17 protein-coding genes and 1 other annotated feature are annotated in these 24,332 nt (G+C 38.7%); of the genes, 13 read left to right on the forward strand and 4 right to left on the reverse strand.

Going from position 1 to position 24,332, the window contains the following annotated elements; translation table 11 throughout:
- Positions 1 to 156: 156 nt before the first annotated feature.
- Both H4J65_RS11100 and H4J65_RS11105 read right to left on the reverse strand, forming a co-directional pair.
- On the reverse strand, positions 157 to 2,109 hold the full coding sequence (locus tag H4J65_RS11100) for an ATP-dependent DNA helicase (protein ID WP_182198192.1): 1,953 nt from the start codon (positions 2,107 to 2,109) through the stop codon (positions 157 to 159).
- Positions 2,110 to 2,461: 352 nt separating this feature from the next.
- Positions 2,462 to 2,776: a hypothetical protein gene (locus tag H4J65_RS11105; protein ID WP_182185647.1), complete on the reverse strand. Its 315-nt coding sequence runs from the start codon at positions 2,774 to 2,776 to the stop codon at positions 2,462 to 2,464.
- 400 nt (positions 2,777 to 3,176) lie between these two features.
- Positions 3,177 to 3,308 (forward strand) — a sequence feature (His leader region).
- Between the two features lie 104 nt (positions 3,309 to 3,412).
- Here H4J65_RS11105 and hisG point away from each other — a divergent pair.
- The 12 genes from hisG to H4J65_RS11165 all read left to right on the forward strand — a co-directional run bounded on the left by hisG (position 3,413) and on the right by H4J65_RS11165 (position 18,208).
- On the forward strand, positions 3,413 to 4,312 hold the full coding sequence (gene hisG / locus H4J65_RS11110) for an ATP phosphoribosyltransferase (protein ID WP_182198193.1): 900 nt from the start codon (positions 3,413 to 3,415) through the stop codon (positions 4,310 to 4,312).
- 3 nt (positions 4,313 to 4,315) lie between these two features.
- Positions 4,316 to 5,722, forward strand: a complete 1,407-nt coding sequence (gene hisD / locus H4J65_RS11115; protein ID WP_182198194.1) for a histidinol dehydrogenase — start codon at positions 4,316 to 4,318, stop codon at positions 5,720 to 5,722.
- A complete protein-coding gene (gene hisC / locus H4J65_RS11120) occupies positions 5,723 to 6,844 on the forward strand; it encodes a histidinol-phosphate transaminase (protein ID WP_182198195.1) in 1,122 nt (373 codons plus the stop codon).
- 1 nt (position 6,845) lies between these two features.
- Positions 6,846 to 7,916 carry a bifunctional histidinol-phosphatase/imidazoleglycerol-phosphate dehydratase HisB gene (hisB, locus tag H4J65_RS11125; RefSeq protein WP_182198196.1) on the forward strand — a complete coding sequence of 357 codons (1,071 nt, stop codon included), beginning with the start codon at positions 6,846 to 6,848 and terminating at the stop codon, positions 7,914 to 7,916.
- Between the two features lies 1 nt (position 7,917).
- Complete coding sequence (hisH, locus tag H4J65_RS11130) at positions 7,918 to 8,538, forward strand: imidazole glycerol phosphate synthase subunit HisH (protein WP_182198197.1); 621 nt, start codon at positions 7,918 to 7,920, stop codon at positions 8,536 to 8,538.
- A gap of 3 nt (positions 8,539 to 8,541) precedes the next feature.
- Positions 8,542 to 9,279: a 1-(5-phosphoribosyl)-5-[(5-phosphoribosylamino)methylideneamino]imidazole-4-carboxamide isomerase gene (gene hisA, locus H4J65_RS11135; protein ID WP_182198198.1), complete on the forward strand. Its 738-nt coding sequence runs from the start codon at positions 8,542 to 8,544 to the stop codon at positions 9,277 to 9,279.
- On the forward strand, positions 9,261 to 10,049 hold the full coding sequence (gene hisF / locus H4J65_RS11140; RefSeq protein WP_182137589.1) for an imidazole glycerol phosphate synthase subunit HisF: 789 nt from the start codon (positions 9,261 to 9,263) through the stop codon (positions 10,047 to 10,049). The genes hisA and hisF overlap by 19 nt, the downstream gene beginning before the upstream one ends.
- Positions 10,043 to 10,666, forward strand: a complete 624-nt coding sequence (hisIE, locus tag H4J65_RS11145; RefSeq protein ID WP_182198199.1) for a bifunctional phosphoribosyl-AMP cyclohydrolase/phosphoribosyl-ATP diphosphatase HisIE — start codon at positions 10,043 to 10,045, stop codon at positions 10,664 to 10,666. The genes hisF and hisIE overlap by 7 nt, the downstream gene beginning before the upstream one ends.
- Positions 10,667 to 11,574: 908 nt before the next feature.
- The gene (locus H4J65_RS11150; protein WP_182198200.1) at positions 11,575 to 13,890 is read left to right on the forward strand and encodes an EAL domain-containing protein; all 2,316 of its coding nucleotides are present in this window, start codon (positions 11,575 to 11,577) and stop codon (positions 13,888 to 13,890) included.
- 124 nt (positions 13,891 to 14,014) lie between these two features.
- Complete coding sequence (locus tag H4J65_RS11155; RefSeq protein WP_182198201.1) at positions 14,015 to 14,182, forward strand: hypothetical protein; 168 nt, start codon at positions 14,015 to 14,017, stop codon at positions 14,180 to 14,182.
- An 881-nt stretch (positions 14,183 to 15,063) separates the two neighbouring features.
- The gene (locus tag H4J65_RS11160) at positions 15,064 to 17,388 is read left to right on the forward strand and encodes an EAL domain-containing protein (protein ID WP_220465128.1); all 2,325 of its coding nucleotides are present in this window, start codon (positions 15,064 to 15,066) and stop codon (positions 17,386 to 17,388) included.
- A 328-nt stretch (positions 17,389 to 17,716) separates the two neighbouring features.
- Positions 17,717 to 18,208, forward strand: a complete 492-nt coding sequence (locus H4J65_RS11165) for a GNAT family N-acetyltransferase (protein WP_182185632.1) — start codon at positions 17,717 to 17,719, stop codon at positions 18,206 to 18,208.
- A 1,411-nt stretch (positions 18,209 to 19,619) separates the two neighbouring features.
- On the opposite strand, the gene adk is transcribed toward H4J65_RS11165, so the two are convergent.
- Both adk and htpG read right to left on the reverse strand, forming a co-directional pair.
- Positions 19,620 to 20,264: an adenylate kinase gene (adk, locus tag H4J65_RS11170; protein ID WP_182198202.1), complete on the reverse strand. Its 645-nt coding sequence runs from the start codon at positions 20,262 to 20,264 to the stop codon at positions 19,620 to 19,622.
- Positions 20,265 to 20,457: 193 nt separating this feature from the next.
- Positions 20,458 to 22,419, reverse strand: coding sequence for a molecular chaperone HtpG (gene htpG / locus H4J65_RS11175; RefSeq protein ID WP_182183276.1), 1,962 nt, complete (start codon positions 22,417 to 22,419; stop codon positions 20,458 to 20,460).
- Positions 22,420 to 22,768: 349 nt separating this feature from the next.
- Here htpG and H4J65_RS11180 point away from each other — a divergent pair, with 349 nt between their 5' ends.
- Positions 22,769 to 23,959: a YbfB/YjiJ family MFS transporter gene (locus H4J65_RS11180; protein ID WP_182198203.1), complete on the forward strand. Its 1,191-nt coding sequence runs from the start codon at positions 22,769 to 22,771 to the stop codon at positions 23,957 to 23,959.
- Positions 23,960 to 24,332: the final 373 nt, after the last annotated feature.

Here is a 24,332-nt window from a genome sequence, read left to right on the forward strand (position 1 = left end):
CTAATCCGGCGAGTTTAACATTATTTTACCTTAAGCCTAGAGAACTTTAACTCAGGTAAACTTTAACCCAGATAAACTTTTCTCGTCTAAACAAGCATCCTTGCAACGTCAATTAACCGCAAGTTGGATCGCGGCAAACTTTATTGACGATAAAAGTTATTCGCGACCAACCAGTTGCGCTAAAAACTCTGCGGCTTGGTTAATATCTCTACTGCGCTTCATGTCAGGTAAACTCTTGAGAAAAACTTCTCCGTATGGACGATTAACCAGTCGGTCATCACAGATAACCAGTATACCCTTGTCATTAACATCACGAATCAAACGCCCTACCCCTTGCTTTAAAGCAATAACCGCTTGGGGTAATTGAATTTGTGCAAATGGGTCTTTGCCTTGTCGTTTTACATCTTCACTGCGGGCCTGCAACAAAGGGTCGTTCGGTGAAGCAAACGGCAGTTTGTCGATTATCACACAGGTAAGTTTATCACCTCTAACATCAACGCCTTCCCAAAAACTTGCTGTGGCAAGCAACACAGCACTGTCTTGCTCAACAAATTGCTCTAATAACTTACGCTTACCCATTTGTCCTTGCACCAGTAATGGGTTATCAATACGCTCAGCCAATAATTCAGCAACTTGGTGCATAACACGGTAACTGGTAAACAACATAAAACAGGCGCCAGCGCTGGCGGCAATTAAGGGAATAGCAAGTTCACTTAAGGCTTTAGCGCGGTTCATATCATTAGCGGATGGCAAATAACGCGGAATAATTAATTGGCATTGTTTCGCATAATCAAACGGGCTATCCAGTAACAAACTGGCCGAATGCTCTATACCTAAATGACTAGAAAAATGTTTAAACTCGCCATCAACAGCAAGCGTTGCTGAAGTAAATATCCAACCCGCACCTGATTCTTTTACGTAAGTACCAAACTTATCTGCCACCGATAAGGGTGTTTTATGTAGCACAACATGCCGTGGCGTGGTTTCATACCAAAAGCTCATGCCCATAGCATTTACATCAGCCATCACTTCATATTGCGTTAATAGATTTAACGCTCGGTCAAAGCAATGATCAATCGCCTCGTTACGCGAGACACAAAGTTTGATCACTTGATAAAGAAAGTCTAAATCTGTTTTTAATAAGCTAAAGGCATGAGCAAACTTCTGCTGTTGATGTTTTTCTCGCCAGTTGCCACGCTCGGGATCGTAACTAAAAAGTAAACGAAATTCTTGACTGGTTTTCAACAGCTTTTCTGCTGCCTTTGCCAACTGTTTTACGTCGGTTAATTCTGTTCTGTAAACCTGTAAAACATCGCTACAAAGATCAAGTAACTGTCGTGTGGAAAACGCCTCACCAAAATATTCACTGGCTATATCAGCAATTTGATGAGCTTCATCAAAAATCATCACATCAGCTTTAGGAATTAACTCACCAAAACCGCTGTCTTTTAGCGCCATATCAGCAAAAAACAAATGATGATTTACCACCACAAGATCGGCATCAATCGCTTTTGTCCGCGCTTTAATTAAGTAGCAATTTTCAATATTAGGACATTCTTTGGCGAGACAATTATCAACAGTACTGGTAACAAACGGAAATACCGGTGAGCCTTCAGTCACATTAACTAACTCACCAATATCACCACTTTGTGTGCCATTGGCCCAAGATCGCACTTTGACAAAATCAGCCAATGTTTGCGCGTCAAGTTGGCCACGCGATTGTTGATATTGCTCCAAACGATATATACAAAGGTAGTTGGCGCGGCCTTTTAATAACGCCACTTGTGCATTACTGGCCAGTGCTTTGCGAATTAACGGTAAGTCTTTATGAAATAATTGTTCTTGGAGGTTTTTTGTTCCGGTTGAAACAATAATTTTTTTCTGTCCCTCATTATTTTCAGCATTGGCTTTGTTAGCCAATAACGCCGGAATTAGGTAGGCAAATGTTTTACCCGTACCTGTCCCCGCTTCAACAATAAGCGAACTTTTTTGCTCAATAGCTTTAGCAACTTCTAGTGCCATATCTAGCTGAGCTTGGCGTGGAGAAAAGCCATTAATAGCTTTAGCTAAAGCACCTTGATGTGAAAACGCATGTTCAACAGCACTCATAAAGGTACGACATTGATAAATTTGCGCTCATTATAATCATCACAGACAAAAATAACAGGAAAAATAACGCTAAGCTTGACTAATAATAGCGCTAATATAATGCAGTTCTAAAATCATTAAAGGCAAAATAAAATACCCCATAAAATGCAGGGTAAGGTGAAAAATAGCATGAAGCGTAGAATGAAGAGTTGAGTTGAGTTGAGTTGAGTTGAGAATAAAATAAACAGTCAGGTTGAAGTGGTCAAGTAAAATAAGCTCAGCGTATGCCTTAAGTCATGCATGATACTACCCGCTTAATTCGGCTAGCTTAACTCAGTCAGCTTAATTTGGTTTTTATGCCAATAGCTTAATTTTATACAAAAATATCTAGGTGGGGCTTATCATCTTTTTCTGAATGTGTGCACTCACTATCCTCAAAAACATCAATATGTTGACCGGTATTATCTGCTGGCACTGGCGTTGCTTCAACCACCTCTGGCGCTGGCTTGTCAGTACTTTCTTCTTGATCAGACGATTTTTTAAAATATAATGCCGGCTCCTCTAAACCTGCTGTATCGTCAGAAACAGCATGAGTTGCAGCCGCTTTCATCAATGCCTTAACTTTTAAGCTAGCAGGTTTTATAGGCACAGGGACAACACGGGTTAATGCGGTAGTGAAAATGTCCATTGTTATGCCCCCTGATTAAAATAAAACATCTCTGCTTTGTCATAGCTATATAGTCATAGTTATCTAGTCATCATTATATATCGGCAATACTCGCTTAACCTTTACCTTTTTTACGCTACACATTTTAGAACAAAACAATACTAGCTTAGTTCAAAAAATCATATTGAGTTAACATTAAACACTTGCTCTAACTTAAGAATCAACGTATCGTTAAATCTAAATTAAAGTAAGTACTTTAAAAAGTTTTTGTCTTTTTTCAATAGCTTTTATAGAATCATTTAAAGTAACTTAAAAGTAGCGCTTTAATTTAAAAAATAGCCAAATAAATTATTATCTTACAACTATGCTAACTGAAGCAATAATAGAGTAAATACCACATGACTTTAAACTTGATTGCCATTCATCACCATCATCATACAGATTAGCTGCTCAGGTTTATTCGCTGAGGGCTATGAACCTTTCAGCGGTGTAAGATAAATAAAAATTAATTTCTAAACCCCCGAAAGAGTTCATCTCTCGGGGGTTTTCGCATTTTTATGGCTTTGAAATTGTATATACATGCTTTTTTGAACAATGATAAAACACATAAAAAGCGACTAAATAGCACAAAAAATTTAAAAATTAATAGGAAAAATCATGACAACAGAACCACGTTTACGCATTGCAATGCAAAAATCAGGTCGCTTAAGCGACGACACACAAGCGTTATTAAAGCGTTGTGGCCTTAAACTTAATGTCTCTGATCGCCTATTACTTGCTCATGTTTCTAATATGCCCATTGATATCATGCGCGTACGTAGTAGCGATATTCCAGGCTTGGTCATGGACGGCGTTTGCGATTTAGGTATCGTTGGCGACAACACCTTGGAAGAAGCCGCATTAGAGCGTGAGTTAATGGGCCAAAAATCAAAATATATTCGCACCTTAGGTTTAAACTTTGGCGGCTGCCGTTTGTCAATAGCCATGCCAGAAGGCTTTGATTATAAAGGTATAAAAAGTCTAGATGGCCTTAGGTTTGCCACCACCTATCCACAGTTACTGAATCGTTTTGCCAAAAACAACGGTGTCAACGTCGAATTTTGCTTACTAAAAGGCTCTGTTGAAGTCGCGCCTCGTGTTGGCTTGTCTGATGGCATTTGTGACATAGTATCTACAGGTGCAACATTAGAAGCGAATGGCCTAGTTGAAGTGGAAGAAATTTTTCGCTCACACGCGTCATTAATTCAAACCAATAAAGCTTTAATACCAGAGAAACAAGCGATTCTTGACACTTTATTACCTCGTATTCAAGGCGTGATGAAAGCCAAAGAAAGTAAATACATCATGCTGCATGCACCGAAAGACAAAATCGCCCAAGTCAGTGCGCTTATGCCAGGTAAAGAAACACCCACCATATTACCTTTAGCAGGACGTGAAGACATTGTTGCTGTGCACGTTGTCGCGACAGAAACATTTTTTTGGGAAACCATGGAGCAACTTAACGCTTTAGGTTGTAACTCTATTTTAGTAATGCCAATTGAAAAAATGATGGGCTAACGCATGAATACAAACAACCAAAATGCCAGCAGACTAAAAGACCTAATCATCTGGGAAAACTTGTCCAGTGCTGAACGTAATTATGCGCTTGCCCGCCCGGCTATTGCAGAAAGCGGTTTGTTATCACAACAAGTAGAAAATATTCTCACCAATGTAAGAAAAAACGGTGATAAAGCCTTATTCGATTTTACCGAAAAATTTGATGGCGTCTTGCTGGACACTTTAAAAGTGACAGCAGAGCAAATTGCTGCAGCAAAAACCAGATTAACGCCTAAACGATTAAAAGCCATTGAAACAGCTTATGGGCAAATTAAACGTTTTCACCAAGCACAAATCAGTGCTGACATTCGTGTTGAAACTACCCCTGGTGTGGTATGTACCTTAAAAACTGAAGCTATTGCTAGTGTGGGTTTGTATATTCCAGCCGGTAGCGCCCCCTTACCATCAACGGTATTAATGTTAGGTGTACCCGCACAATTAGCACAATGCCCACGCAAAGTCCTAGTTTGCCCGCCCAATAAAGAGGGTCAATTAGCTGACGAAATTCTAGTGGCGGCTTCATTATGCGATATTGAAGAAATATATAGTGTCGGTGGCGCACAAGCTTGTGCAGCATTAGCTTTTGGTACGCAAACAATTAAAGCGGTGAACAAAATTTTTGGTCCGGGCAATAAATATGTTACCGAAGCCAAAAAGCAACTATCACAGCAAGTCAATGGCTTTGCTATTGATATGCCAGCAGGACCATCAGAAGTGCTCGTCATAGCAGACGCTAATGCTAATGCAGGATTTGTCGCCGCTGATTTATTATCGCAAGCCGAACACGGTCCCGATAGCCAAGTTATTTTGTTATCAGATAGCATGGCACTCATCAATGCCGTTCAGTTAGCCTTAGCAGAGCAACTCACCCTGTTATCACGAGCAGAAATAGCGCGCCAAGCCTTACAGCAAAGTCGATTAATACTGACTAAAGATTTGGCACAAGCCGTTGAAATATCAAATGAATATGGGCCTGAGCACTTAATTATTCAAACCGACAATGCTCAGCAGTTATTAACTGAACTACGTAATGCCGGTTCAATTTTTGTTGGCGCGTATACGCCAGAATCGGCGGGTGATTATGCTAGCGGTACCAATCATGTACTACCCACTTATGGTTATTCAAAAGTGATCAGTAGTTTGTCATTGGCTGACTTTTCAAGACGCTTTACTGTGCAAGAAATTACGCGTCAAGGCTTAAGTAGTTTGGCGGAATGTATTTGCGAACTCACCGATGCTGAAGGACTAGACGGTCATAAACGTGCCGTTACTATTCGCTTAGAAGCGCCGTTAGAGCCGACAGGTAACAACACAAAAGCTGATTTTGATCGACAGAGCAACAGCAGCTCCAACCAGAGTACGGAGGCATAAATGAGCATTGCAAACAAACTTGCCCGCAAAGAACTCATAGATATGGTGCCTTACCAGTCTGCGCGCAGACTTTATGCTAGCAGTGGTGCAATGCAAGGCAAAATTTGGCTCAACGCTAACGAAGCTTCAGGTCCCGGTATATACCAAGTCAGCAGCGACAGCATCAATCGCTATCCTGACTTTCAGCCAGAAAACCTGATCAATGCTTATAGTGCTTATAGTGCTATAGCCGCAGAAAACATGCTAGCCACTCGCGGCGCAGATGAAGGCATAGAGCTGATCATCAGAACCTTTTGCCAAGCATATCAAGACAGCATTGTCATTTGTCCACCCACTTATGGCATGTATGCTATTAGCGCAGAAAATCATGGCGCCGGTATTATTAAAGTACCATTAACCACAGAGTTATCATTAGATTTAGCCGGTTTAAAAGCACAAGTTGGTCAAGCCAAAGTGGTGTTTTTGTGCTCGCCAGGTAACCCAACGGGTAATTTACTGGCACAGCAAGATATTAAAACTGTGCTTGAACTCTTTGCCGACTCAGCCATTGTTGTGGTTGATGAAGCCTATATCGAATTTAGCCCTGAACAATCTGTGTCTAGCTGGCTTAAAACATATCCACATTTAGTTATTTTAAGAACACTGTCAAAAGCTTTTGCTTTAGCCGGTTTACGTTGCGGATTTACCCTAGCTAATCAAGACATTATTTCGATGATCAGTAAAGTAATAGCGCCTTACCCAATATCAGCGCCCGTTGCCGATATTGCTAGTGCCGCTTTAGCACCATCTGGCCTAGAACAAGTAAGTATTCGCGTACAAGAAACTGAAATTTTACGTAAACAATTAACCACTTGGCTAACCCAGCAAAGTTGGTGCAGCCAAGTATTTAAAAGTGATGCAAATTTTGTTTTGTTTCGTTGTCAAAATGAAGCAGTAAAAAACTTTATTTTTAATGGTTTGGTAGAGCAAGGTATTTTAATCCGTGATCAATCAAAACAGCAAAATTTAGCCAACTGTTTACGCATCAGTATTGGTAGTGAACGCGAACTTGGCCTATTACAGCAAACTATCATCAATAGTTTTATCACAACAACAGCCCAAACGGTGGCAAAAGAGAATTAATATGAGCCAACAAAATATTTTATTTATCGACCGAGACGGTACTTTAATTGAAGAGCCTATTAGCGATAAGCAAGTCGATAGTTTAGCCAAGTTAGTTTTTGAACCTAACGTGATCCCGGTGTTAATTGCCTTGCAGAAAAAAGGCTTTCGCTTAGTCATGGTGTCAAACCAAGACGGCTTAGGTACCACAAGCTACCCACAAAGTGACTTTGACTTGCCACATGACAAAATGATGGCCATGTTTGCATCGCAAGGAATTAACTTTGACGACGTACTACTTTGCCCACATTTTGAAGCAGACAATTGTAGCTGCCGCAAACCTAAATTAGGTTTAGTCAGTGACTATTTACAGCAAGGTAAAGTTAACTTTGCCAACTCTTATGTTATTGGCGACCGAGACACTGATATCGCGCTTGCAGCCAACATGGGTATTAAAGCGCTTAAATATAACCGTCAATCGCTTAATTGGAACGACATTGCTGAGCAACTACTGACGAGCTCAAGAGTAGCGAAAGTGGTTAGAACAACAAAAGAAACCAATATCAATGTCGCCATCAACCTTGATAAAATCGGTGATATTAAGATCAAAACCGGTTTAGGATTTTTTGATCACATGCTTGAACAAATTGCTGCACATGGCGGTTTTAGCATGCAAGTTAGTGTTGATGGTGACTATCACATTGACGAACACCACAGTGTTGAAGACACAGCTTTAGCCTTAGGCCAAGCGCTTAAGCAAGCCTTGGGTGACAAACGCGGTATTGGTCGCTTTGGTTTTGTTTTACCTATGGACGAATGTCGTGCTGAGTGCTCGATTGATCTTTCTGGTCGTCCTTGGTTAGAATTTGACGCCAAATTTACAGATAATATGGTCGGACAAATGTCGACCCAAATGGTGCCACATTTCTTTCGTTCATTAGCTGACTCGATGGCAATCACACTGCACCTTTCAACCACTGAAGGCAATTGTCATCACCAAGTCGAAAGCTTATTTAAAGTATTTGGTCGTGCTTTGCGTCAAGCCATAGCGGTTGACGGTGATGATCTACCCAGCACAAAGGGATGTTTATAGCATGAGCGAAAACCCGCAAGCTAACTTTGTTATTGTTGACACCGGTTGTGCAAACCTGGCATCGGTAAAGTTTGCCGTCGAACGTTTAGGTTTTGCTATTACTATTTCTGATGACATCAAGGTCATTAAAAGTGCTGACAAAGTTATTTTACCTGGTGTGGGCAGTGCTCGCCACGCCATGGAAAATATCAGGGCAAAAGGTTTAGTGGCTACACTACAACAGCTTACCCAGCCGGTATTAGGTTTTTGTTTGGGCATGCAATTAATGGCGCGTACTTCTGCTGAAGGTGTAGGTAAAGATGAAGTGGTTGAATGTTTAGGCTTGATCCCTACCGATGTTCGCCCGCTTGAGGCTAAAACCTTACGTCTGCCACATATGGGCTGGAATACCCTAACTCAGGTTAGCGACCATGCCATATTTTCCGGCATCAAGGTTGATGACTATTTCTACTTTGTGCATAGCTTTGCGGCGCCCATTTCTGAATATACTGTTGCCCGCTGCCACTATGGTAGTGAATTTTCTGCTGCCATTGCCAAAGACAACTTTATCGGTTGCCAATTTCATCCTGAACGCTCTAGTGCGCTTGGTAGTAAAATAATTAAGAATTTCTTGGAGATGTAAGCGATGATGATCCCAGCAATCGATTTAATTGACGGCGAAGTCGTGCGATTATTTCAAGGTGATTACCAACAAAAAACCAACTATCAATACACCGCAAAAGAACGACAAAATGCTTATGCTAAAGCGGGTGCAACTGTCATGCACTTTGTTGACTTAGACGGTGCAAAAGACAGCAATAAACGCCAATTAACCTTACTAGCAAGCTTAGTAAAACACGACAGCATGATCATTCAAGTGGGTGGCGGTGTGCGTTGTAAAGAAGACGTGCAACAGCTACTTAACTTAGGCGCTGACCGTATTGTTATTGGCTCACTCGCCATCAAAGAGCCAGCATTAGTGCAAGCATGGCTAACCGAATTTGGTGGTGAACGTATTGTGCTAGCACTCGATGTAAAAATTGATGCTATGGGTAATAAAACCCTACCCACACACGGTTGGATAAAAGACAGTGGCGTTAATTTAGAAACCTTATTAGATGACTACATTGCTGCCGGTTTAATTCATGTCTTGTGTACCGACATCAGTAAAGACGGCACATTAACCGGAAGTAATGTTGCCTTGTATCAAGAACTTTGTCAGCAATATCCAAGCATAAAATGGCAAGCGTCTGGCGGCATTGGTTCATTAGATGACATAACAGCCCTAATACCCACGGGTGTTGATGGCGTAATACTGGGTCGCTCACTGCTTGAAGGTAAATTTACGTTAGAGGAGGCAATCGCATGCTGGCCAAACGCATAATTCCTTGTCTTGATGTTCGCGATGGTAAAGTAGTAAAAGGTGTGCAGTTTCGTAACCATGAAATTATTGGCGACATAGTACCGCTCGCGCAAAAATATGCACAAGCCGGTGCCGACGAACTGGTTTTCTATGATATTACCGCCAGCTCAGATGACCGTGTAGTAGACAAAAGCTGGGTTAGTCGCATTGCTCAAGTTATCGACATTCCCTTTTGTGTTGCCGGTGGTATAAAAACCGAAGAAGATGCAAAGCAAATTTTAATGATGGGTGCGGATAAAATATCCATTAATTCACCGGCGTTAAGAGACCCAAGCTTAATATCGCGTTTAGCTGATATTTTTGGTCAGCAGTGTATTGTGGTTGGTGTTGATAGCTTTTTCAATCAAGACGCTAATAATGGTGCGGGTGAATACCAAGTTTACCAATTTACCGGCGATGAAACCCGGACACAAAAAACTAAATGGCGCACCCTAGATTGGATCCAAGAAGTACAAAGATTAGGCGCTGGTGAGATTGTACTCAATTGTATGAATCAAGACGGTGTTCGCCAAGGCTATGATATTAAGCAACTTAGCCAAGTACGTAAACTGTGCAATGTACCGTTAATCGCTTCAGGTGGTGCTGGAGAAATATCACATTTTGTTGATGTTTTTCAGCAAGCAGATGTTGACGGCGCGCTCGCTGCTAGTGTTTTCCACAAAGCTATCATAGCGATGGATGAATTAAAGCAAACCCTTAAAAATGAAAAAGTTGAGATCAGATTATGCTAATTACACAAGACAATGTTAGCCAATTGGCATGGGATAAAATGGCGGGCATGATCCCAGCCATTATTCAGCATCAAGATACCGGAGCCGTTTTAATGCAAGGCTATATGAATCTTGAGGCTTTAGAGCAAACCTTAAACTCTGGCTTAGCGACATTTTATAGCCGCGCTAAACAAGCACTTTGGTGCAAAGGCGAAACCAGTGGTCACTATTTAAAAGTTAGCCAAGTAGTGACAGATTGCGATCAAGACAGCTTACTTATCGCTTGCCGGCCGCAAGGTCCTACTTGTCATTTAGGCACAGAGTCTTGCTTTCCTGAACAAGCCATTAGCCAGCAAAACTTTCTCAGTCAACTTGAGCAAGTGATTGCCAGTCGTAAAAATGACGCGCCAGAAGATAGTTACACAGCACATTTATTTTCCCGCGGCACCACTAAAATAGCGCAAAAAGTGGGCGAGGAAGGTGTCGAAGTGGCGTTAGCTGCCGTCGCTGAAACCAAAGAAGACTTATTAGGTGAATGTGCCGACTTGTTTTATCACACCTTAGTGCTACTACAAGATCAAAATATTGACCTAAGTGAAGTAATGGCAGTATTGCAATCTAGGCATAATAAAAAGTAAATGACAGCTTATAGCATGCTATAACAATGGTTTACTGATATTTCTGCTCTTGATGATCATAAGAAATAAATCAATGCAGGTGTTAAATAGCCCAATAGTTCACTATTGGGCTTGAGATCAATACTGCGGCCTTAAGGTGTTTTTACTTGTAAAAGTGGGCAATAGTTTTGTCAGATTGGTATTCAGTCAGGTGAGTTCGTTATAAGTAATGAGAAAAATTCCGCTAAAATTTCAAGTCTGCTATGTCAATATCTGCCACTGACCAAAAGCTCATATCACACTAACATTACTTTAGCGCTTGATGATTGAATCAAGTACTTACTGACTATAGTAGCGCCTAAAAACCATCCAAAAAAAGTCTTAGAATAATGAATACCCAGAACTCAACAGCGGTTCAAACACTACAAACAAGAAATAATTGATTATTTAAATCAAAAGCGCTTGGGCACAATTCTTTGAAAAACGATCATAATAAACATCGATTAATTGCAAGCCCTTCGATTTTAACTCGTCATGTCTGGTTAACATCGTCGCCGTGTTTAATATTCAAATTTGCTGTTGTAAATAAAGCATAAAAAACGAAAACCCTACATTCGATCAATACTTTAATAACATTAATTTAGCACTTAATTGCCACCAAAATACCCCTTAATTAACTCTTGGATGCTTTATACAATTCAAATAAAAACAATAACTTTCATTAAATAAAAGTAAAAAATCACTAGAAAATACACCTTAAGGTTATCTTAAGTATTTTGGTGAATAATATATGTCAATTAACCAACTTACCGGTTAGTCTACTACGCATATCTAAACTTTTCGTGCTATTTTAATCACTTAACTTTTTCTGCTATTCAGTCACTTAAAGTCGAATCTTCATTCATTTATAATATGGTTTGGTCATAAAAATGTTGCAACGCACATTAAAAGAAAAAATATTACTCGCCATAACCAGCATCACTGGCTTGGCTGTTTTTCCACTCCTTATTGCTAGTATTAATGACGGCAAGCTAGCACACATAATTGTCGACTTTTTAGCAGTTTCTGTAATGGTTGGCACATTTTTGGGTGTTTGGTACACAAGGAATGTTGAATTATATAGCAAAGTAGTAACCATATTTATTTTCATTATTACAATGATAGCCTTGTATATAAAAGGGATCAGTATTATTTACTGGTTATATCCCGCCATTATTTTTTCTTTTTATTTGATGACGCCCTTACTTGCTTTGCTACTTAGCCTTACCCTCGTCATAATATCTTGTTCATTAACCTATAACCAATTCGATAGTTTCACCTTCACTCGAGTTGTGATAACACTAATTATTACTCTTATTTGTGCTTTTGTATTTTCTAAATATATAGAAAAAGAAAATAAGAAGTTCATGGAAAATGAAAGTTTTAACCTCTTACGTAATAAAATTTTAGAGCTTATTGCATGTTCAGCCAAGCAATCTGACGTATTGTACGCGATTGTTGATGCCGTCGAAAATGAAAATCCTGACACTATGTGCAGTATATTATTGCTTGATAAAACAGAAAAAAAGCTTACGTTAGGAGCTGCACCGAGTTTGCCAGATTTTTATAATCAAGCCATGGAAGGTCTAGAGATAGCTCAAGGGGCCGGCTCGTGCGGTACCTCTGCCTATACCGGTAAAAGAGTTACCGTAATAGATATCGCTACTCATCCTTATTGGGTGCAATGGTCAGCGTTAGCAAAAAAAGCAAATCTATCTAGCTGTTGGTCAGAGCCTATTATCGACAACAGTGGCAAAGTGATAGGTACATTTGCCATATATTTTAAAAAAGTAACCTCTCCAACAAAAAAAGATTTTAGATTAATCGAACAATTTGTCAGCTTGTCTCGCATTGCAATCGAACGCGAAAAGGCAGATCAACTGATTTGGCATCAAGCCAATTTTGACCATTTAACACAATTACCCAATCGCAGCTTAGTGAACGAATATATAGGCAATATACTTAAAAAGGCAAAACGTGAAAATACCCAATTTACTATTGCTATGCTCGACATTGATAACTTTAAAGATGTAAACGACTCTTTAGGCCATAGTGCGGGTGATGCTTTGCTAGTAGAAACCGCAAAACGCATTAAAGACACTCTCAGAGAAAGCGATATTATCGCTAGGATAGGGGGTGATGAATTTATCATTATTTTAACCAATACTAATGGTGTGCAAAACATAGAGATTCTTGGCAAGAGAATATCAACCGCTTTGGCTAAGCCATATCTTTTTGAAGAAAAAGAAATATATTGTACGGCCAGTATTGGCGTGGCAATTTACCCGAATGATGCCGACAATATTAACCAATTAATGAAAAATGCTGATCAGGCTATGTATGGCGCTAAAGCAAAAGGTCGTAATACCATACAATACTTTACTGAAAATATGCGTACAGACTTCCTCAAACGTATGCAGTTAATTCAAGACCTGCGCATCGCGGTAAAAGAACAGCAATTTTTTCTAGTTTATCAACCGATTGTAAATTTACAAAACAATAACACTTATAAAGCCGAAGCATTAATTCGTTGGCAGCACCCTGAAAAAGGCCTTGTTTCACCGTTAGATTTTATTCCGATTGCCGAAGAAACTGGCTTGATTATTGAAATAAGCGAGTGGGTATTCCAACAGGTTTTACAGGACCTAAAGTTATGGCGAGGGGCATATTGCGAAAATTTACAAATCAGTATTAATACCTCCCCTGTTCAGTATAAAAATCACGGCAAACAAATTTTAAACTGGGTTGAGCAATTAAAGCAACACAACATTCCAACCCATGCCTTGACCATTGAAATCACTGAAAGCCTACTAATGGAAACTCATGTCCAGGTGGACAATATTATTGCTGATATTAGGCAACAAGGCGTGATGGTTGCCATCGATGACTTTGGCACCGGTTACTGCTCATTTTCATATCTTAAAAACTTCTCAATTGATTACATAAAAATTGATCAAAGCTTCGTCAAAGGCATGTCATCAGATAACAATGATATGGCACTATGCGAAGCCATTATTGTTATGGCGGATAAGCTTAATATAGAAGTGATTGCTGAAGGAATTGAAACCGCGCAACAACGACAGTTGTTAGCTACAGCAGGCTGTACTTTTGGCCAAGGATATTTATTAGCAAAACCTCTACTGAAAAAAGATTTTGAACAATTTTTAATTAACTGTCATAACGAAAAAAGTGAATTTGAAAAATGAAAAGCAAAGGCTTAAACTGGAAAAATAAACTTTCTCACAACTAAATACCGATGAGCTATACGATTTCCTAATATTTCGAATTGATGTGTTTGTTGTTGAGCAAAGCTGTTTTATGCAGATTTAGATGAGCATGACTGCCATCGCCAAGCCTTACATTAATTTTGCTATCTTACGTATTTTACCTAAAAGCTTAACTTACCAAAACTACATTAGCATTGCCCGTGTGGTCGTTTGCGCCTTGTACTCGTGGCTTTGGACTTGGCCACAAACTAATGAACATTGCCTTAGCTGATTGCTTAAAAAATCTTTCCAGAAAATACCATAAAAATTTCAGCACAAGAGCACTTAGAGAAACTTTACAATCATCATGGTTTGTTTCGTGTTAGCGATATCTATTTAGAAGATGATATGCCACATGTTGGTATGCTAAAAACAGATTAACGCATATAGCAGCGAATAGAGTAGCTAGGTTTCAAAGTAAAACTAGAGTCACATTAGGCCATAACAAATTTCAAATATCACTCCATAAAAGTTACGGCACACAATGATGGTCTGCGTTTTAAAAGCTTTAGGGAGCAAAAAACCTTCAAAAAATTAATCTAGTGCTTCAAAAATTAGCACTAAATTTTACTTGCACTAGGTTTTACTTGCACTAGGTTAATGCTAAATATTTACCACTAGCTTTTAGCCATATCATTAATTTTCTGTTCATTGCTACTGGTTAAAAAGCTTCTACGACATTATTTATTTAATATTTAGCACCACTAGTTATTAAATTAAATGCCTTGTATTTGGCTATTTTTTTGACCAAAATCCTGTGATAATTTCTTCTATATTAAATATCCAAAACTAAAGATTAATCAGTATAAACAACTATCTTTTGATTATATTGTCTAAAATAACTCTCAAAAATATGGCAAAAATACAGCCAAGATATAGCCAGCGTTTAACAGTACCTACCGACCAATGTAAACAAAAAGCAATTAAAATGTTATTTATATGCTCTTGTTTTACTTATATTTTACTTATATTTTACTTGTGCTTTACTTGTGTTTTTTTCATTACATACCAGTAAATTTTCCGTTATATTAGGCTATAAGTAAAAGGATTGCTCAGTCGCATTTCAAGCAATAATATTGAACTATAAAAAATTAAAGGAGTATAATTTTTAAAATGAAAAGTCACTCAATAGATGATAAAATTTTATTAACAGTAACGGCTACGGCAATATTAGCCTTACTTCCAGCCCTGATTTCAAGCATTCGCACACACGACAATCTAGGAATTATTATTAACCTTATTGTGATATTGGGCATAGGCAGCATTTTTTCTGGCGTTTGGTATACTAGTAAAACTAAATTTTTTAGTGGCTTACTTGTTTTTTTTCTTCACATCACAGTCTTAACCGCTATTTACATTCAAGGTGAGAGCTTGATTTTTTGGCTATTTCCAATAATAATATCCAGCTTTTACTTACTTCCCACAGTCACCGCCAACCTGTTGAATGCCTTATTGATAATCATTGCATTATTTATTACCTATCAACAATTTGACAGTTTTACTTTACCTCGCGTTATTGGCGCCTTAATTTTAACAAATATCTTTTCATTAGCCTTTTCAATGTTTATGGAAAGTAAAAACCGTCAATTATCAGCAAAAGATAAAGTAAGCCAATTACGTAATAGCACTCTCGAATTAATTGCCAGCTCAAGTAAATTATCTACTATATTGCACTCCGTCATACATAACGTTGAGCACGCATATCCTGAAGCGATCTGCAGTATTCTATTACTCGACAAATCAGGAAAAAACTTAGTGATAGGCGCAGCTCCTAGTCTGCCTGCTTTTTATAACGAAGCTATAGAAGGTGTAACTATTGGCTATGGCATGGGATCGTGCGGCACAGCAGTGTTCACAAAAAAAAGAGTTATTGTCAGCGATATTTCAACTCATCCTTATTGGGCTAATTGGGCCGAGTTAGCTAAAAAAGCTCAATTAGGCGCTTGTTGGTCAGAGCCTATTATTAATGATAAAGGCGAAGCATTAGGGGTTTTTGCTATTTATCATCGTAAAATATCAACACCAAAAGATATCGATTTCTCCTTAATTGAACAAGTGTCTAATCTTGTTTGTATTGCCATTGAACGAGATAAAGTCGATAGCATCATATGGCAGCAAGCCAATTTTGATAATTTAACACAATTACCAAACCGTAACTTATTACTAGAACACTTAGCTACGGCGCTCGACAACGCGAAACGTGAGAGAAAACAACTCGCTATTGCTATGCTAGACATTGATAACTTTAAAGATGTTAATGACTCTTTAGGTCATAGTGCTGGCGATAGTCTGCTTATCGAAAGTGCTAAACGCATAAAAAGTTGTCTTAGAAAGAACGATATTGTTGCCCGTTTAGGCGGGGATGAGTTTATTGTCGTACTTGTAGGTACAGCCACAGCAATCGATGTTGATAAGGTTGGACAAAAATTGTTAAGCACCCTTTCCCAGCCCTATATAATTGATGGACAGAGTATTCATTGTACCGCCAGTATCGGTGTTGCCCTTTATCCTGATGATGCAATGAGCATTGATGCTTTATTAACAAATGCCGACCAAGCCATGTATAGTGCTAAGACGCGTGGGCGCAATAACATTAACTACTTTACCGAAAACATGCGTACCGAACTCCTTAAGCGCATGGAAATTATTCAAGACTTACGTATCGCCATTACACAGCAACAATTTCACATGGTTTATCAACCTATTGTTAACTTAGAAAATCATAACATAGCTAAAGCTGAAGCACTTATTCGCTGGCAGCACCCTGAAAAAGGCTTAATTCCGCCAGCAGACTTTATCCCTATTGCTGAGGAAGCAGGACTCATTACAGAGATTAGTGAGTGGATATTTAATCAAGTATCAAAGCAGGTTAAACATTGGAGACTAACATATTGTCAAGATCTGATGATCAGTATCAATACCTCGCCGGTACAATATAGAAATCAAGGCAAGCAAATTATTGCATGGACTGAGTCCCTTAAAGCGCAAAATATTTCGCCTCAAGCCATTGCCTTTGAAATTACTGAGAATTTATTAATGGAAAATCAAACAGCAGTCGTCAACGTACTTGATAAAGTTCGTCAACAAGGTATCGCTGTTTCTATTGATGATTTTGGTACTGGCTATTGCTCATTTTCTTATCTTAAAAACTATGCCATTGATTACTTAAAAATTGATAAGAGCTTTGTACAAAATATGTCTGCTAATAATAAAGATGCGGCGTTATGTGAAGCCATCATAGTAATGGCCAGCAAGCTCAATATTGACGTTATTGCTGAAGGAATAGAAACAGAGCAACAACAAAAGTTTCTAGCTGAAGCCGGTTGTCTTTTTGGCCAAGGTTACTTATTATCAAGGCCACTGACAAAGGATAATTTTGAACAATTACTGATCAAGCAGAATAGTAAAATTTCACCTGAGAGTAAGCTAACTACCTAGTGATTTGCTGAAAATCTGCTAAAAATAAACTGTCTTAGTTGAGGTTTGATTATTTACGACTTAGCGGCAAATAATAAAACCTCAATGACTCATAAAATAGTTTATCAAGTGACGAACCACTATGAGCAATTCCTCATAGTGGTTCGTCAGAAGTGGCTCGTAAGAAATGCGTCGTGAGAATATCAATTGACCACTAATAAAAAATAAAAAATAAAAAATCGTCATGAAGCAATTTACCTTATCCGCAAGTATATAACGAAATGCGTCACAAACAAGACTTAGTACAGGCTGTACATCACCTAAACCTCATGAAAAAGTATGATGAAATATGAAAAATTTGCTAAAAAAATCGCTTATACCTGTAGAAATAATCTGGGAAAACAAAACCTTTTCACAGTTAAACACCGATGAACTCTACGATTTATTAAAATTACGAATTGATGTGTTTGTTGTTGAGCAAAGCTGTTTTTATCCTGACTTAGACGATCACGATCGCCACCCACAAACCCAACATCTATTTTGCTATCAAGACGGTGTTATGACCGCATATTTACGTATTTTACCCAAAGGCTTAACCTATCCAGATAACATTAGTATTGGTCGTGTCGTTACTGCCTCATGTGCCCGTGGTATCGGGCTTGGTCACGAACTAATGCGAGTCGGTTTAGTTGAATGCCTAAAGTTTTTCCCAAATGACACCGTAAAAATATCAGCTCAAGAACATTTAGAGAAATACTATAATCAGCACGGTTTTGAACGTGTCAGTGAAATGTACTTAGAGGATGATATCCCCCATATTGGTATGCTAAAAACCCATTAATGTATGTAATAAAAGTAGAATTAACGCTTTAGCAAGGGTTTAAGCACTAGGTAGATTTTATCAGCTATATCACCGTTCTTTCTCACCAACCTGCCTAAGGGTACAATGTAGCCTGGGGAAATTGTTTTGTAATTTTTTTGTAGGTCGGACTTTAGTCCGTCAACGCTAAGCGAGCTGTTAATTAGATAAGCAATAAACATCTGCAGCAAGTTTTACTTTTGTCGATACTGATAGAAAAAAGTTAAATTTCATTTAACCTGATGGACTGAAGTCCACCCTACATAAAGCCTACGGGTGATAATCTAGCGCTGGATAATTGTTTTGTGATTTTTTGTAGGTCGGACTTTAGTCCGTCAACTCTAAGCGAACTATTAATTAGATAAGCAATAAACATCTGCAGCAAGTTTTACTTTTGTCGATATTGATAGAAAAAAGTTAAATTTCATTTAACCTGATGGACTGAAGTCCACCCTACATAAAGCCTAAAGGTGACAATCTAGCGCTGGATAATTATTTTGTTGTTTTTGTGGTTTTTGTTATTTTTTTGTAGGGCGGACTTTAGTTCGTCAACGCTAAGCGAACTGTTAATTTGATAAGCAATAAACATCTGCAGCAAGTTTTACTTTTGTCGATATTGATAGAAAAAAGTTAAATTTCATTTAACCTGATGGACTAAAGTCCACCCTACATAAAGCCTACGGGTGACAATGTAGCGCTGGATAATTGTTTTGTAGGGCGGACTTTAGTCCGTCAACTCTAAGCGAACTGTTAATTAGAGAAGCAATAAACATCTGCAGCAGGTTTTATTTTTGTCGATACTGATAGAAAAAAGTTAAATTTCATTTAACCTGATGGACTAAAGTCCACCCTACATAAAGCCTACGGGTGACCATCTAGCGCTGGATAATTGTTTTGTGGTTTTTGTTATTTTTTTTGTTATTTTTTTTGTAGGGCGGACTTTAGTCCGTCAACGCTAAGCGAACTGTTAATTAGAGAAGCAATAAACATCTGCAGCAGGTTTTATTTTTGTCGGTCTTGATAGCAAAAAAGTTAAATTTCATTTAACCTGATGGACTAAAGTCCACCCTACATAATGCCTACGGGTGACAATCAAGCGCTGGATAATTTTTTTGTGGTTTTTGTGGTTTTTGTTATTTTTTTGTAGGGCGGACTTTAGTCCGTCAACGCTAAGCGAGCTGTTAATTAGAGAAGCAATAAACATCTGCAGCAGGTTTTATTTTTGTCTGTCTTGATAGTAAAAAAGTTAAATTTCATTAAACCTGATGGACTGAAGTCCAGCCTACATAAAGCCTTAGATTTTATTTGGCACAAAAAAATCCCTTCATACTAAACATAAAAAAGCTCGCATAAGCGAGCTTCATATTTCATAACTTAGCATTCAGTGCTTAACTTATGATAGTTTCTCATCTAACAATGAGCTTACTTGTTCAACCGGTTGTGTGCCATCAATCGTTAAATAGGCACAAGCCTTGGCTTTAGCTTCGCCTTGGTAGTAGTCAACTAATGGTTTAGTTTGTTCGTGATAAATGCCTAAACGCTTACGTACAGTTGCTTCTTCGTCATCTGGACGCACAGATAAGTCGTCACCCGTTACATCGTCTTTACCGTTTTCTTTTGGCGGATTGTAAACGAGATGATAAACGCGACCTGAACCGGCATGAACACGACGGCCTGCCATGCGTTCAACAATCACTTCATCTGGTACATCAAACTCAATAACGTGGTCAACAGTAACGCCACTCGCTTTCATTGCATCAGCTTGTGGAATTGTGCGTGGGAAACCATCAAGTAAGAAACCGGCTTTACAGTCGTCTTGAGCTATACGCTCTTTAACCAAACCAATAATTAATTCATCAGATACGAGCTGCCCTGCGTCCATCACTGCTTTGGCTTTTTGGCCGAGTTCAGTGCCTGCTTTAATCGCAGCGCGAAGCATGTCACCGGTAGAGATTTGTGGAATGCCAAATTTAGCCATTAAGAATTGTGCTTGAGTACCCTTACCGGCACCTGGTGCACCTAATAAAATAATGCGCATTTAGTATAACCCTATTTAATTAATGAATTAGTTTTGTGAAAGAGCAAACACTATACATATTCAAAGGGCTTCAAACAAGTAGCTAGCAGTGCAAAAAAACAAAAAAGGAGCTAAAAAGCTCCTTTTTTTGACTAAAGTCTAATGATAGTCGAATGATAATATGACCTAGATCATTATTTAACCTAACTGCAGTTTATTTAGTTAGGCTCAACATTAGTTTGTTCAAACGAGCAACAAAAGTTGCTGGGTCTTTCAAACTGCCGCGCTCTGCCAACATGGCTTGTTCAAATAAAACTTCAGTCCATTGTGTGAACTTTTCATCGTCTTGCTCTTCAGCAACATGCTTGATCAAGTCATGCTCAGCGTTAATTTCAAAAATTGGCAATGAATCTGGTACTTCTTGACCCACTGATTGCATCAACTTCATCATTTGGCTGCTCATATCATGTTCATCAGCAACAATACAAGCCGGTGAATCGGTTAAGCGTTGTGATATTTTAACGTCTTTGGCTTTGCCTGCAAGCGCAGCTTTTATACGAATAACAACTGAGTCGAATTCTTGCTCAAGTTTTTCTTGTGCTTCTTTCGTTTCAGCATCATCCATATCACCTAAGTCTAAACCACCACGGGTAACTGATTGTAATTGCTTACCATCAAACTCAGTTAGATGGCTCACTAACCATTCATCAATTCGGTCAGCCATCAATAGTACTTCAATGCCCTTTTTGCGGAACACTTCTAGATGAGGGCTGTTTTTAGCCGCTTCAAAACTATCAGCAACGACATAATAAACTTTATCTTGGCCTTCTTTCATCCGTTCAACGTATTGCGCAAGTGAAACACTTTGCAAGCTGTTATCTTCATGAGTAGAAGCAAAACGCATGAGTTTAGCAATAGCATCTTTATTAGAAGAATCTTCTGCTGGACCTTCTTTTAATACTTGACCAAATTCGTTCCAGAATAGTTGATATTGCTCAGCATCTTTGTTGCCCAATTTTTCAAGCATTTTTAAAACACGTTTAGTACAACCCTTACGTATGGCTTGCGTGATTTTATTATCTTGTAAAATTTCACGTGATACGTTTAAAGGCAAATCATTTGAGTCCAATAAGCCTTTTACAAAACGTAAATAACTTGGCATGAATTGCTCGGCGTCATCCATAATAAACACACGTTGAACAAATAATTTTAAACCATGCTGTTTCTCACGGTTATGCATATCAAACGGGGCTTTAGATGGAATGTAAAGTAATGAAGTATATTCAGTTTTACCTTCTACTTTATTATGTTCCCATAAAAGTGGGTCACCAAAGTCATGTGATACATGCTTATAAAACTCTTTATATTCTTCGTCAGTAATCTCAGACTTTTCTCGTGTCCAAAGTGCGGTGGCTTTGTTCACAGGCTCCCATATAGCAGGAACAGCGTCGCGTGCTTCAACGGCTGGTTTTGTTACTTCACCTTCATCATCTTTTACTTCTTCAATCGCGTCAACACCCGGTACTTCCGGTGTTAACATTTCAACTGAAACAGAGATATGGTCTGAATACTTAGTAACAATAGTTTTTAAACGCCAATCATCAGCATACTCACTTTCTTCTTCTTTTAAGTGAAGAATAATGTCGGTACCACGGTTAGTTTTTTCAATTTTAGCGGTAGTGAATTCACCTTCACCGGCACTTGTCCACTCAACACCTTCCGAAGCATCAACGCCGGCAGCACGTGAACGCACAGTGACCGAGTCAGCAACGATAAATGCTGAGTAAAAGCCAACACCAAATTGACCAATTAATTGTGAGTCAGACGCTTGGTCACCAGAAAGTTGTGAGAAAAATTCAGCAGTACCTGATTTGGCAATAGTACCTAAATGCTCAACGATTTGGTCATGTGTCATACCAATACCGTTATCAGAAATAGTCAGGGTATTGTTTTCTTTATCGCAACTGACACGCACACGTAAATCACCGTCACCTTCATATAGATCAGCATTCGATAATGCTTTAAAACGTAATTTATCAGCGGCATCAGCAGCGTTTGAAACTAACTCGCGTAAGAATATTTCTTTATTTGAATAAAGTGAGTGGATCATCAACTGTAATAGTTGCTTTACTTCGGTTTGAAAACCGTGAACTTCTTTTTGGCCTGTCTCAGACATCTGGAAACTTCCTACTCTAACTAACATTAAAATGATTGTTTATCGTGAATATTAAACATCATTATCCAATACTCACTCGATAGTTAACATGTGGGGGTGGCGATAAGGTTTTCAAGCAAGAAATTAAAAAAACATCAGAGATAATAGTTCTGTTCGACTTTATCATTGCTTGGCTTTAATTTTATTTCTCGCTATTTTTATATACTCTTAATAACAAATAATGATTTGCTTTCAGTGACTTCTGTCCTTACATTAGAGCATTAGCTTGTTTGTGCTCTAACGACCAAAACTGGCTCAGTTACTGTCTTTTCATCAGTATTGACCGTAAGCGATAACACAGGAATTTAACATGTTGCTTGATCGAAATAACAATGCCGCGATCTTATTGGCTGGCATTCTAGCCTTAGTCGTTGGTGTTGGCGTCGCGCGTTTTGCCTTTACCTCATTACTGCCATCCATGTTGGAAAACCACCTCAGTATCGCTTTCGCCGGTGTACTTGCGTCAATTAACTATGTTGGTTATTTATCGGGTTCAATTTTCTCTATTTTTATTAAAGATATTCATGCCAAAGTGAAGTTCTTCCGCATTGGCTTAGCCTTGTGTGTTACCACGTCACTGCTACTGGCTTTTACCGAAAACAATACTATTTGGTTACTGTCTCGCCTATTTGCTGGCTTTGGCGCGGCTATGGCATTAGTGGTTGGCTCTGCCATCGTGATGTCAAAACTACAAAATACCAATAAAACCAAAGCAATGGGTATACACTTTAGTGGTTTAGGTTTTTCAATCTTGGTGTCTGACTTAATCATGCGCAGTGTTTTTGCCTATAGTGACAATTGGCAACATGCTTGGTTAGCTTTAGCGATTGCGGGGGTAATATTCGCCTGCTATTCCGCCTATATTCTCAGTTTTGACAAGCAAGGGGCTGACAAAGTTATTAGCCACAAATTTGATAAATCGTTATTTACGCCACTGGTGATTGTGTTGGCGCTGGCCTACTTCACCGAAGGTGTTGGCATGGTGGTACAAGCGACCTTTCTTCCTGACATAGTAAACTCACTGCCGGGGTTAGCGGGTTATGGTGGCTATGCTTGGTTAGCGGTTGGTTTAGCGGGTATTCCTTCTTGCATTATTTGGATGCGTTTAGCACACAGGTTTAATAGTATCGACATTATGATGGTGGCGATGGCACTGCAGGTCATTGCTATTTTAATCCCGACCTTCTCTGCCAATATATGGCTTAATTTACTCAGTGGCGTGTTATACGGTGGCACCTTTATTGGCCTAGTTTCACTGTTTATGAATTTTGGTGGCCAATTAGCTGGTAAAAATCCTGTGTTTATCATGGGGGTAATTACTGCCGCTTATGGCGTTGGGCAAGTAGTTGCACCACTTTATTGTGTGGCGTTAATCGCGCAATTTAGCAATTATAACGCGGCACTGTATTTAACCGCTTTTATTGTTCTATGTGGCATATTATTACTCAAATATGCGAAAAATAATTTAATGACTCATAACCAAATTGCTAATAATTTATAGATGTTTAATTAAAACGCTCTGTTCGACAACAAGGATGTTAAGTTATGAAGTCTTATTTTTAAAAGGCTATAGAGGAAAGAGTATGTTAGTCAACTGTTTTATAGGTCTTTTGTAGCTCTTTTGTAGGTCGGACTTCAGTCCGTCAAACGCTTAGCCGACGATCAAAGCAATGAATTAACAAAAAATCTGCAGCAGGTCTTTTTTTGTTGAGCCATCTTAATACCAAAAAAGTTAAATTTCATTTTACCTGATGGACTAAAGTCCAACCTTGTATCTCTCTAAATAGAGTAATGAGCTATTATTCTATGACGAGAACTAAGAGAGTTTGAGTCCAACCTTAAAGCATTGACTTTGGTCTGTAGATAAAACCCTT

It is taken from the genome of Colwellia sp. MB02u-9 (assembly GCF_014077085.1).
Taxonomy (GTDB): domain Bacteria; phylum Pseudomonadota; class Gammaproteobacteria; order Enterobacterales; family Alteromonadaceae; genus Cognaticolwellia.

Bases quoted from the DNA above. Each gene is read 5' to 3' on its own strand.
- htpG (WP_182183276.1), bottom strand. From the start codon at position 22,419: ATGTCTGAGACAGGCCAAAAAGAAGTTCACGGTTTTCAAACCGAAGTA.
- H4J65_RS11180 (WP_182198203.1), top strand. From the start codon at position 22,769: ATGTTGCTTGATCGAAATAACAATGCCGCGATCTTATTGGCTGGCATT.
- hisB (WP_182198196.1), top strand. From the start codon at position 6,846: ATGAGCCAACAAAATATTTTATTTATCGACCGAGACGGTACTTTAATT.
- hisG (WP_182198193.1), top strand. From the start codon at position 3,413: ATGACAACAGAACCACGTTTACGCATTGCAATGCAAAAATCAGGTCGC.
- H4J65_RS11105 (WP_182185647.1), bottom strand. From the start codon at position 2,776: ATGGACATTTTCACTACCGCATTAACCCGTGTTGTCCCTGTGCCTATA.
- H4J65_RS11160 (WP_220465128.1), top strand. From the start codon at position 15,064: ATGAAAAGTCACTCAATAGATGATAAAATTTTATTAACAGTAACGGCT.
- hisA (WP_182198198.1), top strand. From the start codon at position 8,542: ATGATGATCCCAGCAATCGATTTAATTGACGGCGAAGTCGTGCGATTA.
- H4J65_RS11165 (WP_182185632.1), top strand. From the start codon at position 17,717: ATGAAAAATTTGCTAAAAAAATCGCTTATACCTGTAGAAATAATCTGG.
- adk (WP_182198202.1), bottom strand. From the start codon at position 20,264: ATGCGCATTATTTTATTAGGTGCACCAGGTGCCGGTAAGGGTACTCAA.
- hisIE (WP_182198199.1), top strand. From the start codon at position 10,043: ATGCTAATTACACAAGACAATGTTAGCCAATTGGCATGGGATAAAATG.
- H4J65_RS11150 (WP_182198200.1), top strand. From the start codon at position 11,575: ATGTTGCAACGCACATTAAAAGAAAAAATATTACTCGCCATAACCAGC.
- H4J65_RS11100 (WP_182198192.1), bottom strand. From the start codon at position 2,109: ATGAGTGCTGTTGAACATGCGTTTTCACATCAAGGTGCTTTAGCTAAA.
- hisF (WP_182137589.1), top strand. From the start codon at position 9,261: ATGCTGGCCAAACGCATAATTCCTTGTCTTGATGTTCGCGATGGTAAA.
- H4J65_RS11155 (WP_182198201.1), top strand. From the start codon at position 14,015: ATGAGCATGACTGCCATCGCCAAGCCTTACATTAATTTTGCTATCTTA.
- hisH (WP_182198197.1), top strand. From the start codon at position 7,918: ATGAGCGAAAACCCGCAAGCTAACTTTGTTATTGTTGACACCGGTTGT.
- hisD (WP_182198194.1), top strand. From the start codon at position 4,316: ATGAATACAAACAACCAAAATGCCAGCAGACTAAAAGACCTAATCATC.
- hisC (WP_182198195.1), top strand. From the start codon at position 5,723: ATGAGCATTGCAAACAAACTTGCCCGCAAAGAACTCATAGATATGGTG.